Annotated in this window: 10 protein-coding genes; 2 read left to right on the plus strand and 8 right to left on the minus strand. The window is 57.2% G+C overall.

The window, feature by feature from the left end; genetic code table 11:
• Window positions 1-2: 2 nt before the first annotated feature.
• Window positions 3-1,586, plus strand: coding sequence for a bifunctional metallophosphatase/5'-nucleotidase (locus ACR0AW_RS14050; RefSeq protein ID WP_170732881.1), 1,584 nt, complete (start codon window positions 3-5; stop codon window positions 1,584-1,586).
• A 51-nt stretch (window positions 1,587-1,637) separates the two neighbouring features.
• On the opposite strand, the gene ACR0AW_RS14055 is transcribed toward ACR0AW_RS14050, so the two are convergent.
• Window positions 1,638-3,290: a tetratricopeptide repeat-containing sulfotransferase family protein gene (locus ACR0AW_RS14055; protein ID WP_170732880.1), complete on the minus strand. Its 1,653-nt coding sequence runs from the start codon at window positions 3,288-3,290 to the stop codon at window positions 1,638-1,640.
• 151 nt (window positions 3,291-3,441) lie between these two features.
• Between ACR0AW_RS14055 and mnmH the strand changes: the two genes are divergently transcribed.
• Window positions 3,442-4,494, plus strand: a complete 1,053-nt coding sequence (mnmH, locus tag ACR0AW_RS14060) for a tRNA 2-selenouridine(34) synthase MnmH (protein ID WP_170732879.1) — start codon at window positions 3,442-3,444, stop codon at window positions 4,492-4,494.
• Here mnmH and selD read toward each other — a convergent pair.
• The 7 genes from selD to ACR0AW_RS14095 are packed head-to-tail and all read right to left on the minus strand — an operon-like array spanning window position 4,485 to window position 12,571.
• Window positions 4,485-6,644, minus strand: coding sequence for a selenide, water dikinase SelD (gene selD / locus ACR0AW_RS14065; protein ID WP_170732878.1), 2,160 nt, complete (start codon window positions 6,642-6,644; stop codon window positions 4,485-4,487). The two genes, mnmH and selD, sit on opposite strands and share 10 nt — an antisense overlap.
• Window positions 6,645-6,649: 5 nt before the next feature.
• On the minus strand, window positions 6,650-7,036 hold the full coding sequence (locus ACR0AW_RS14070) for a Na+/H+ antiporter subunit G (protein WP_170401276.1): 387 nt from the start codon (window positions 7,034-7,036) through the stop codon (window positions 6,650-6,652).
• 7 nt (window positions 7,037-7,043) lie between these two features.
• The gene (locus tag ACR0AW_RS14075; RefSeq protein ID WP_170391889.1) at window positions 7,044-7,313 is read right to left on the minus strand and encodes a K+/H+ antiporter subunit F; all 270 of its coding nucleotides are present in this window, start codon (window positions 7,311-7,313) and stop codon (window positions 7,044-7,046) included.
• A complete protein-coding gene (locus ACR0AW_RS14080) occupies window positions 7,310-7,807 on the minus strand; it encodes a Na+/H+ antiporter subunit E (RefSeq protein ID WP_170392908.1) in 498 nt (165 codons plus the stop codon). Before ACR0AW_RS14080 ends, ACR0AW_RS14075 begins: the two co-directional genes overlap by 4 nt.
• Window positions 7,807-9,345, minus strand: coding sequence for a monovalent cation/H+ antiporter subunit D (locus tag ACR0AW_RS14085; RefSeq protein ID WP_170732877.1), 1,539 nt, complete (start codon window positions 9,343-9,345; stop codon window positions 7,807-7,809). Before ACR0AW_RS14085 ends, ACR0AW_RS14080 begins: the two co-directional genes overlap by 1 nt.
• Window positions 9,342-9,701, minus strand: coding sequence for a Na+/H+ antiporter subunit C (locus ACR0AW_RS14090; RefSeq protein WP_170391885.1), 360 nt, complete (start codon window positions 9,699-9,701; stop codon window positions 9,342-9,344). The genes ACR0AW_RS14085 and ACR0AW_RS14090 overlap by 4 nt, the downstream gene beginning before the upstream one ends.
• A complete protein-coding gene (locus ACR0AW_RS14095; protein WP_170732876.1) occupies window positions 9,701-12,571 on the minus strand; it encodes a monovalent cation/H+ antiporter subunit A in 2,871 nt (956 codons plus the stop codon). The genes ACR0AW_RS14090 and ACR0AW_RS14095 overlap by 1 nt, the downstream gene beginning before the upstream one ends.
• Window positions 12,572-12,683: the final 112 nt, after the last annotated feature.

Genomic DNA, 12,683 nt, shown 5'->3' on the forward strand with positions numbered 1-12,683 from the left:
AGATGTTCACGCGTTTTCTGGCTTCGGCTGCGGTATTGGGGCTCAGCGCCGGTATGGCGGCTGCCGAATACAAGCTTACGATTCTGCATACGAACGACATTCACAGCCGCATCGAGTCGATCAACAAATACGACTCGACCTGCGACGCGGAAGGTGAGGCCGAGGGCAAGTGCTTTGGCGGCGTCGCGCGCCTGAAGACCATGGTGGATTCAAAGCGCGGCGAACTGGCAGATGAAAATGTCCTGCTGCTGGACGCTGGCGATCCGTTTCAGGGCTCGTTGTTCTACACCACCTACAAGGGTGCAGCCGAAGCCGAGTTCATGGAGGCGATCGGCTACGACGTTATGGCGGTTGGCAACCATGAATTCGACGACGGCCCAGCGGGCTTGGCCGCATTTGTTGACACAGTCAGTTTCCCGGTGATTTCGGGCAATCTGGACCTGTCATCTTCGGCGGAACTGAAAGGCAAAGTGGATAACCACGTCGTATTGGATGTTGGCGGCCAGAAAGTTGGCATCATCTCAGCGCTGGCTACGGACACCGTCGAAACTTCGAGCCCCGGCAAAGATGTCGTCTTTCAGGATGAGATCGAAAGCCTTCAGGCCGATGTGGCTGCCCTGCAGGACGAGGGTGTGAACATCATCATCGCGCTCACCCATGTGGGTTTGCCCAAAGATATCGAGATCGCCGAGAAAGTGCCGGGTCTGGATCTGGTGGTCGGCGGTCACTCGCACACCTTGCTGTCGAACACGGATGAGGACGCCGCAGGCGCATATCCGACGATGGTTGGCGACGTTCCGGTCGTTCAAGCTTATGCCTATTCGAAATACCTGGGTGAGATCACGCTGACCTTCGACGATGACGGCAACCTGATTTCGGCAGAGGGTGAGCCGATCCTGCTGGACGCCTCGGTCACGCCGGACGCGGATATCGCGGCGCGCGTTGCCGAAATGGGTGCCCCGATAGAAGAGATGAAACAGCGTGTTGTGGCCAATTCTGGTGCAACTATCGAAGGCTCTCGTGATGTTTGCCGTGTGCAGGAATGCGAAATGGGCAATCTAGTCGCGGATGCCATGCTTGCCCGAGTGGCGGATCAGGGTGCTCAGATCGCGATCGCCAACGCGGGTGGGTTGCGTGCCTCGATCGATGAGGGCGAAGTGACCATGGGTGAGGTGCTGACGGTTCTGCCGTTCCAGAACACGCTCTCGACCTTCGAGATCAGCGGTCAGGGTGTCATTGACGCGCTTGAAAATGGCGTGAGCCAGGTTGAAGAGGTCAAAGGCCGCTTCCCACAGGTGGCCGGCATGACCTTCACTTGGGACCCCTCTGTCGCCCCGAACGAGGGTCGGATTGTCGAGGTCATGGTCGCCAAGGACGGCGGTTTCGAAGCCATTGATCCTGCGGCGACCTATCTGGTGGTGACAAACAACTATGTCCGCAATGGCGGCGACGGTTATTCCGTGTTCTCGGGCGATGACAAAAACGCCTATGATTTCGGGCCTGATCTGGCGGATGTTACGGCGGAGTATCTAGCCGAGAACGCCCCGTATCAGCCTTATCTGGACGGGCGCATCAAACAGAAGTGATGTGACTGGAGAAGCAAAAAAAGGCCGTCTCTCAGGGCGGCCTTTTTTTGGTCAATCGAACCTGTATTCGGGCCACAACGCCTGATCCAGCCCATCCAACATCGGCTGAATTTGATCCGCAACCTCTTGCCAGCCACCAATTGACCCGGTTGAGATTTTCTTGCGCACCTGATCGGTGCTGGCGGTGCGGACTTTCCTGGTATTTTTCTCAGGGGTCATCATCCGCTCATCCCAGTCGATACCGCAGAAGGCGGCGACTTGCTGGATACAGGTTTTGGGGTCGACTACCAGGTCCTCATATCGAACCGTCAGAATACGATCACCAAACAGCTTTTCCCAATGAGAAAGATAGCACCGGTACAGGTTGGCTGAGTGGGCAATCGATTCAAGATTGGATGCATAGCGCATACCCGGTGAGTGAAAACGCCTGATCCATTTTGATAGCCCCACATCCCTTGGATCGCGCAACATGTTGATCACGCGGGCATTCGGAAACGCTGATATTATGAAGCCGAGCCGCTGATAGTTATGTGGCATCTTGTCAACGAATGCAGTCGAACTTTCGGGTAAGGGTGGCATCAGCCTGCGAAACTCTGCTGCACATTCAGCAGCTGCGTCTGCGTCAAATGGTTTGCCGCTCTCTCTGACCTTCTGGGATAATTCACCTGCAATCGTCAGCTCTCCACAGCCGGCGATATCCGGTGTCGAACTAAGCATCATTTCCATCAGTGTTGTGCCTGATCTTGGCTGTCCGACCACGAATATCGGCTTGGGCCCATCGCTTACGCCTGCAGTCGCAGGGGGTACATTCAGCGGAAAAAACGTGCTGATTTCTTTGAACCGTTTCTCTTCTTGCGTACTGTCATAGGGATTCACGTTGTGTTGAATGGCATTGGCCCGCGCAAAGTGGGGGAGCGCCGGGAACAGCCCATCACGTTTGGAGATCAAGTGTGCCTTTGCGAATTCAAGCACCGAGTTGGCGTGATCACTTTCTGAAATTGCGGTGTCGACAGCACGCGCAAGGCTCTCGGCATGGTCATTGTCCACCATTAGAGACATTTGGTAGAGCGCCGCCGCGCAAAACTTGTTTCTCTCAAGTACAGCGCGCAAAATGGTTTTTGAGCCCTCTTTGTCGCCCGTTTGATACAAGTCTACGGCTTTCGACAATGCGATTTTTTCATTTTCAGGTGCGATCCCAAAAGCGCGGGCAATGTCCTGAGAGCTGTGATCGGAGAACCCGACCTCTCCGTAGGCGCGGGCCCGCAACCAAAGCAAATCTGCATTGTCAGGGTCTTTTTCCAGTTTGTTCGTCGTATGGTCGATGATCAGGCGCCAATTCTGTCCCTTGAGTTGTATTTCATCAATGACGCGGACCAGTTCTTTGTTATTCGGGAAGCGTTCAAGTTTCTGCTCGGCATAGGATAGCGCACGCGGAATTTGACCTGTCTGCATCAACGCGTTGGCGAGGTTTTCGACAAATTGAGCATCGTCCGGTTTCATTCGCGATGCTTCAGCAAAGTGTGGAATGGATTGCTTGTACCGCTTCATCTCGGTCAGGACAAAGCCTGCGATTGCTTGGTAATCGGCATCCTTGGGGTGTTTCTTGATGCCAAGCTGCGCTTTTTTCAAGGCCTGCGGCAACTTCCCTGTCTCCAGATCGGCCAATGCTTTGCTCTTGAGGGAATTTGCGGTCTGCTGTGCCATTTGTGCGCACGTCCCATGCCATTAAGAAACCAGTATCGATGGTTCATTACCCAAGCGAAGATGGTTTGCAATGGCTGTTCAGTATTATGGTCTGGTACCTTCAACGGCGGCTTGGGTTTTCTTCCGGCACCATGCGGGATAGACCGTTGATATGGTTTTGAAAGTCTCCAGCCTGCAGCAATTCTACGACCACACGTTTGATACGATTATCGACGTGCGTAGCCCGGCTGAGTTCGCCGAAGACCATATGCCGGGCGCTATCAATCTGCCGGTTCTGAACAATGAAGAACGGGCACGGGTCGGTACCATCTACGTCCAGCAAAGCCCGTTTCTGGCCCGCAAGCTGGGTGCTGCGCTGGTGTTTCGCAACGCGGCAGGCCATATCGAGGATCACCTGAGCCATCATGAGGGCGACTGGAAACCGCTGGTCTATTGCTGGCGTGGCGGGCAGCGATCAGGATCATTTACCTGGATGTTGCAACAAATCGGCTGGCGCGCCGAGGTGGTTGAAGGCGGCTATCGCAGCTATCGCCGACTAGTAAAGCAGTTCCTCTATGATGAAGTGTTGCCATATCGATTGGTCGCGCTGGATGGTTATACCGGGACGGCCAAGACAGACCTGTTGGGCCATCTAAAGGCGCAAGGCGCGCAAGTGCTGGACCTTGAAGGGCTGGCCAATCACCGAGGCTCATTGTTGGGCGAAATGCCGGGTGGGCAACCCAGTCAGAAAGCCTTCGAATCCGCGCTCGCCGCTTCCTTGGGCGAGCTGGATGCAGCGCGTCCGGTGGTTGTTGAAGCAGAATCATCCAAGATCGGAAACCTGATCCTCCCGCCCAGCCTGTGGTCGGCCTTGTGTTCTGCACCTCGCATCCAGATCACAGCACCGATTGCTGCGCGCACCGCGTATCTGGTGTCTGCCTACGATGACATTCTGTCGGATAGCGAACGGCTACGTGATCGATTGTCTCCACTGCGCATTCATCGCGGTCATGAGGTTGTGGATGGTTGGCTGGAATTGATCAATGCCGGCGACAAGCGTGGACTGACACAGGCATTGATGGAACAGCATTACGACCCGGCCTATGCCAAATCGCGTAAGGCGCAGCGTGCCGAAGTGATCGCGCAGATTGAGCCACCGTCACTTGATGATACCGGGCTGTCGGCGACGGTGGCTCGGATCAAGAATGTTCTGGATCAGCTTTGAACACGCAGGCCCGATGTCGCGTCGATGTGACCAATCAGGGCGGCAGGGTAACCGGCGGCGCGTAGTTCCGAGCACACTTGCTCGGCTTCGTTGGCATCGACGGCCGCCAAGAGACCTCCCGCAGTCTGAGGATCGAATAACAAATCCGCCTTGCCGCCGGTCGGAAGGCCTGGGGCGATGGCATGGTTGTCGGTGTAGATTGTAGATCGAATGCCCTGATCACTGAGCTCTGCCGCACCTTCCAGAGCTGGAATCGCGTCCAAAGACAGGGTTGCCCCGCAGCCAGACGCTTCGCATACCCCTTGCAGGTGACCCGCCAGACCAAAACCGGTGACATCCGTCATCGCATGGGCATTTTTCAGGATGCGGGACGCCTCACCCTGCGGCTGTATCATTTGCGCTAAAGCTGCCGCGACCCAGGCGCCTTCCGCCTTGCCCGCCATTTCGGCCGCCATCAAAACACCGCTGCCCAACGGCTTTGTCAGGATCAAAGCGTCATTAGGTTTTGCGCCACCTAGCGTGATCGGTTCAGCATCACAGAGCCCGGTCAGAGTGAACCCGATGGTCATTTCGTCACCCATTGAGCTATGGCCGCCGACGATCTCGGCCCCGGCTTGGTGCATGACGTCGCTGGCAATATGCATGATCTCAGCCATTGTGCGCTGCTGCAACTCAGCTGACATGCGCGGCAGGATGATCGTTGCTGTCGCAGCCTGCGGACGAGCGCCCATTGCCCAGATATCACCAAGCGCGTGGACAGCGGCGATACGCGTCATCAAGGCGGGATCGTTGGTGAAGCTGCGTAAGTGATCCGATGTCATAACCTGTCGCGTGCCACCGGTTAACAGCACCGCCGCATCGTCACCGGGCAGGGGTGTAATGTCGGGCCTGTCGAGCTGCGGCAACTCCTGCAGTGCGGCCTGCAAAGCGCCTCGACCCACCTTTGCACCACACCCGCCGCACAATGGTTTTTCTCCCAACGCCTCTTGCAGCCCTGCTGCGTGATGACGGGGCAATGCGGTGGTGGGCATTTGGGGCAGTTCACGGAACCGGTTCATGAACTTCTGATCGATATGGTTTTTCCATTGCCACATGAGCGGCCCGCTGAACGATGTTCCCAATCGTTCGGCCAGTGCGGATTTTCCGCCCAAAGAGATGAGTTTCAGGTAATCCTTCTGCGGCACGTAACGCCGCATTTTCCCAGACCCTAGCGCGGCGCGCAAATTGTCATACAGTATTGGTGCCTCGCGCACTGCGTAGACCCCTGCCTTGGGGCGCGGGTTCTCGGACAGATGGGCGCAATCTCCCGCGGCGAAAATCACCGGATCGCTGGATTGCAGGGACGCGTTCACTTTAATGAAACCGTCATGCAGCGCGAGGCCGGTATTGGATATCCACTCATAGGGCCGCGCGCCTGCAGCGCCGGTGATGAAATCGGCTGGTATCTGGCGACCGTCCGTTAGCTCGATTTCGCCCGCAGAAATCTTCTGGATTGATGTGTTTTCCAGAACTTCGATCCCCAGGTGCGCCATCGCCCGCCGGATGGTGGCGGATGCCTTCGGGACAGTCGCTGTCAGGGCTGTTGCACTGTCGATCAACGTAACCTGCGCTTCACGTCCTTTGGAACGCAGTGCATGGGCCATCGCCATGACTAGCTCTACTCCCGCAACGCCACCACCGATCACGGCGACCGAGGCGCGGCCCGTCCCTGAAAGATAGCTTTGCCACTGCGCGGCGAAGAGGCCGAGCGGCTTGGCCGGAACGGCATGCTCGGCGAATCCCGGCAATGCTGGCATATCCGAGGTGATCCCGACATTGACCGAGGCCACATCAAACGCCACCGGCGGGCGTCCGGGCACATGGAGTTGGCGTGTGTCCGGGGCGATGCCTTCAACAGCGCCCAGTATCACCCGGGCATCAGCAAAGCGGGCCAGACGCACCAAATCAATATCAAGCTCCCACCGCTGATAGTGACCAGCGACAAATCCTGGCAACATGCCCGAATAGGGTGCGGTGGGACCGGGGTTTATCAACGTGACCCGCACGCCGGACAGCGGTTTCATGCCCCATTTGCGCAGCAGCAGCGCGTGCGTGTGTCCTCCGCCTATCAGAACCAGATCGCGGGTTAGGGGCAGCGGAGGTGTGCGCATGGGTCTCAGTTCGTACTGTGGTCCGGGACGTCCTCGACCTGTTCGACCGCGTGGGTGGCCCAAAGCTCATCCTCGCCTGCGTCTGGTAGATCACTGGGTTTTTCATGGCGATGAATGTGCCATTTGGCAATGAACAGGGCCGTGATCGGGGCCGTCAGGAACAGAAAGAGCGTGATCAACAACTCGTGCATCGACAGTTTGCCCTCAAGCAAAACCGAATGCGCGATCGAGGCCAGCAGGACGCCGCCCACGCCCAGCGTAGTTGCCTTGGTGGGTGCGTGCAGGCGGGACATGGGGTCTTTCAGCTTGATCATGCCGAATGATCCGACAAAGCCGAAAATGCCCGATACGATCAGGAAGAATGCGATGAGCAGTTCGAAGATAAAGGTCATGCCACGCTCATTCGATGATATTGCCACGCAGCATAAAGCGCGCATAAGCCACGGTTGAGACAAAGCCGAGCATGGCGATTATCATGGCGGATTCAAAGAAGATTTCGGTCTCGATACTCAAGCCGTAAAGGATAAGCAGAGCAATGGTGTTGATCACCATTGTATCCAGAGCCAGAACACGGGTACCGACACCGTCGGCAGTAATGATACGCCACAAGCACATCATGATCGCAGCGCCGAAGCAGGCAAAAGCAAAGTAGATCGCATAGGTGATCATTCGAAAATCTCCTTCAGGCGGCGCTCATAGCGTTGTTTGATCTGGTCGCGCACCTCTTCGGGGTTCGGTGCATCCAGACAATGAACCAGCAGGTAGTGCCCTTGTGCGGACAAATCGCAACTGACGGTGCCGGGGGTCATGGTGATGGTTCCGGCCAGAACTGTGATGGCCTCGGGCGTGCGCAGTTCCAGCGGGACGCTGACAAAGCTTGGCTGGCGGTCGGCATCGCGCTTGAACAGGATGATCCGGGCCACTGCGATATTGGCCATCACGATATCCCATAAGACTACCAACATGTATTCCGCCACCATCGGCCAATTGCGCAGTTTCGGGCGATCCGGCCAATAGGGCTGAGTGATAAACGGAATGATGATTCCCAATAGCAGGCCAAAGACCACCGAGTTCAAAGACCCGGTGTTTGCCAGAAACACCCACACCAGTGTAAGTAGTGCGGTCAGATGGGGATGCGGAAATATACGGTGCAGAAGCTTCATCATTCTTCCCCTCCCAGCACAGCCGAAATGTAGTCATCCGGCGCGAACAGTTGCACGGCCGTGTTGCTGGCATATTGCAGCGCCGGACCTGCAAACAGTGTCAGCAGCACAAGTCCCAGAACCGCCCCGAACACCGAAGTAAAGGCGAGGCCTGGATAGGGCTCGGGCGCGGTTGGTAGGCCGGCTTCTTCGGTTGGCTCAGGCGTCACATTATGTTGGGCGTCGTGACTTTTCCAGAAGATCAGCGTTCCCGCGCGGGCCAGACCCACGATTGTGACGAACGACCCTGTCAAGATCACGGCCCAGACTGCATTTGCATCGGGCGCGCCACGTGAGGCGTCCAGTACCAGCAGCTTGCCCACAAAGCCCGATAGTGGCGGCATGCCAGCCATCGCGATGGCGCCGACAAAGAACAGGGCTGAGATCAGACCGGATTGCGGCATCGGCGTCGAAGGGGCTATGGCTCCGCCACGGCGCTCCATTACCATGTCCGCGACAAGGAACAGCAGGGCCGTCGCCAGCGTCGAATGGAAGATATAGTAGAGCGCTGCCGCCGTCGCGGCCTCGCTAAACAACGAGATCGCAATCAGCAATGTGCCCATCGATGCGATGGCGCAAAAGGCCACCATTCGCGCGATATGTTGCGAGCCCAGAATGCCAATAGCGCCAACGGCCAATGTCAGCAGCGCTGCAGGTTGTAGCCAACTACCGACTAGCCCTTCGGTTGCGGCTACATTGGGCCCAAAGACCAGCGTATAGACCCGCAGGATCGAATAAGCACCGACTTTGGTCATGATCGCGAACAGCGCCGCAACGGGCAGCGGCGCATTTGCGTAGCTTGCAGGAAGCCAGAAATGCAGTGGCAACACTGCGGCCTTGATACAGAAAACCAGTAATAGCAAGACTGCTCCAACCCGCAGCAAGGCGGTGTCTTCGGGTGGGATATCGGCCACGCGAACGGCCAGATCAGCCATGTTGAGCGTGCCGGTCACAGCATAGATCGTGCCCAAGGCAAACAGGAACAAGGTCGAGCCGAGCAGGTTATAGGCGACGTACTGAACACCGGCCTTCAACCGCACTGCGCCACCTGCATGCGTCATGAGGCCGTAAGAGGCAATCAGCAGGACCTCGAAAAACACAAAAAGGTTGAAGGCGTCGCCGGTCAGAAAAGCACCGCAGACACCCATTAGCTGAAAATGGAGTAGAGCATGGAAGTGCTTGCCTCTCTCATCCCAGCCAGAGCCGATGGCATAAAGGACAACCGGCAGGGCCAGCAGGGCCGTCAACAACACCATCATGGCCGAAAGTTTGTCCAACACCATTACGATGCCGAACGGTGCGGGCCAGTTGCCGAGCTCATAGACCTGAACCTCGCCACCCGATGCCTGGGCGGTAATGGTCAAGGCGATACCCAGCAATCCCACGACGCCGGCGACCGAGAAGATGCGTTGAAGGTCCAAATGATATCGCAACACCATAATGATAAACGGGGCCAGGATCGCGGGCAGGACGATCGGCGCGACGATCCAATGGTTCATGCGTCTTCTCCCGGTGCGTCCACGCTATCGCTTGCGCTCATATCGATATGGTCATCCTTCGAGGACAGATAGGCGGACAGCGAGATCATCACGATCACCGCCGTCATCCCGAATGAGATCACGATGGCCGTCAACACCAGCGCCTGCGGTAGCGGGTCGGTATAGGGGACATCTTCATATTTGTTCAGAACGGCAGGTGCGTTCAGCGCCAGCCGCCCGGTGGCGAATAGGAACACGTTCACCGCATAGGTGATCAGGGACAGGCCCAGAATGACTGGGAATGTACGGCGGCGCAGGATCAGAAATATCCCGGCGGCGGTCATGACGCCGACTGCAGAGGCTACGAGCGCTTCCATCAGGCCTGCTCCTTCTCGTTATCTTCATCCTGAGGGCTATCCCGCAGCGGGTTGATATCCATCGGGAATTCTTGTGCCATTCCCGGCTGCCACGCGAAGCGCGACAGGCTGTCGAGCGCCAGCATCACAGCGCCCAGTACCGCAAGGAAGACGCCGGTATCGAACAGAATCGCGGTGGCCCATTCGAATTCTTCCAGCGGGGGCCAGTGGATATAACCGAAATCGCTGGTCAGGAACGGGCGTTCATTGAACCATGCACCCAGACCAGTGGCAGCGGCGATCAGAACGCCCCAACCGATGGTGCCGTGATAGTAGAACCGCTGCCGTTCAATCGCCCAGGTATAGCCGCTGGCCATATATTGCATCAGGAAGGCGATCGCGACGATGAGGCCTGCGATGAAGCCGCCGCCGGGCTGGTTGTGGCCTCGGAAGAAGATATAGGCCCCGACCATCAATGCGATGGGCATCATCACGCGGGTGACGACCACCATCATCAATGGGTGAGAGTCACCCGACTGCGGCCAATGTGGTTTACGGTTCAGCAGGTAACTGCGCACATTGGTGCTCAGCACTGCTTCGGTCAGGGCGTAGATGATCAGGGCTGCGATGCCCAGCACGATGATCTCGCCAAAGGTATCAAAACCCCGGAAGTCTACGAGGATCACGTTCACGACGTTGGTGCCACCGCCACCTTTGTACGAATTGGCCAGATGGAATTCCGAGATCGTTGGGAAAGCAAAATCCCGCATCATCAGCGCATAGATCAAAGCGCCTGAGCCGATCCCGGCAACCACCGAAATTGCCGCATCACGCCAACGCCGTGCCGCGCTGCTGTCCCAGGGTGTGTCGGTCGGCAGAAAGTTCAGCGACAACAACAGCAGGATCATGGTCACCACTTCGACCGAAATCTGTGTCAGCGCCAGATCGGGGGCAGAAAGGTAGTTGAATGCCATCGAAACGATCAGGCCAACCACCCCGATCAACACCAGTGACAGCAGTCGGTTGCGGTGGAACCACATGATCGCCAGCGTCGCACCCACCAGACAGATCCAGCCGATGATCGGGATGACCTGAGCCTCAAGCGGTACGCGTGTTTCAACGCCAATGGTGCCGGTGGAGTAGGCGTAGTAGCCAAGCCCAACGACAAAAGCCACGAAGATGATCGCATATCGGCTGAGCACACCATTATGCAGCTCGTCCGTAATCCAGCGGCTGAGTCGGGTCAGCGCGTCGATGATTGCCTCGAAGATCACCTTTGCCTCGGGCCGGGGCAGGGCGTTCCATATCTGGTCGCCGCGTTTGTGCAACGACAGCAGGAACAGGCCTCCCAGCGTCGCGACCACCGACATGTAAAGCGCAGGTGTAAAGCCGTGCCACAGTTTCAGCGAGTAATAAGGCAGCTTCTCGCCCCCGATCACGGCGCTGGAGACAACCGCGACAAGCGGGCCAACGATGGCAGCAGAATAGAGACCGATCAGGACAACCAGCACCACAAGGAACGCCGGCGCCAACCAAAGACCAACAGGCGGGTCATGCGGATGCGCGGGGTAATCGTCCCGCTCGGGCCCAAGGAAGACATGGCTGACAAAGCGAAAGGAGTAGGCCGCTGAAAATAGCGCAGCCAAAAGCGTCAAGCCGGGTACCAAGTAAGGCGAGTTAAGCCAAGTCGTGTGGACCGTCTCTTCCAGCATCATCTCTTTCGAGAGGAAGCCATTCAGCGGTGGCAGACCGGCCATCGACAGGGCAGCGATGGTGCCGATAGTAAACGTGATCGGCATCAGATGCCGCAAACCACCCAGCCGTTTGACATCGCGTGTGCCGGTCTCGTGGTCCACGATCCCGGCGGTCATGAACAAGGCCGCCTTGAACGTCGCGTGGTTGATGATGTGGAAGACGGCTGCAACAGCAGCGATCGTCGTGCCAAAGCCCAGTAGCATCGTAACGAGACCCAGATGGGACACCGTCGAAAACGCCAACAGCGCCTTTAGGTCATCCTTGAACAGCGCAATCACGGCACCCAGCAGCATGGTGATCAAACCGGTAGTGGCGACGATGTAGAACCACGCATCCGTACCCGCCAGAACCGGCCACATCCGGGCCATCAGGAACAGGCCTGCCTTCACCATTGTGGCCGAGTGCAGATAGGCCGACACCGGCGTCGGTGCCGCCATCGCGTGCGGCAGCCAGAAATGGAACGGGAATTGCGCCGATTTGGTGAAACAGCCAAGCAAGATTAGGATCAGCGCCGGAAGGTAGTAGGGTGAGGACTGGATCAGCTCTTTGTTCTGCAGAATGACACTCAGGTCATAAGATCCCACGATATTGCCGAGGATAAGCATCCCTGCGATCATCGCCAGCCCGCCCGAGCCGGTCACGGCCAAAGCCATACGCGCGCCTTGACGACCCTCGGGCAGGTGCTTCCAGTAACCGATCAGCAAGAATGAACTGAGCGACGTAAGTTCCCAGAATATTAGCAGAAGCAGGATATTGTCAGACAGAACAATTCCCACCATCGCGCCCTGAAACAGCAGCAGATAGGTATAGAATTGCCCCATCGGATCCTCGCGCGACAAGTAGAATCGTGCGTAGAGGATGATCAGAAGACCGATGCCCAGGATCAGCAAGGCGAACAAGAAACCCAGACCGTCCAGCATGAAGTTCGCGTTTAGTCCAAGCCCGGGTATCCAGTCGAACCGCGCGGTCACAACATCACCGCGCATGACGCTGGGAATGTGGATCAGCAATCCCATCAACGCGAGGAAGGTGGTCAACCCAGCCGCTGATGCTGCTGCGTTTCGTCCTGCCCGGATCAGGAGGGCCGGAAAGACAGCTCCGAGGAAGGGAAGGGCCGCGATAAGGAATAGGGACAAGTGCGATACTCCGGTCTGTGCGGTCAATATGACTGAATTGCTAGGGATAATTTATTGACTGTCCGGAAATTGCAAGGTTCCGAAAGGTCCTAAAGCGCACATATTGGACGTG

The organism is Ruegeria sp. C5 (genome assembly GCF_056537605.1).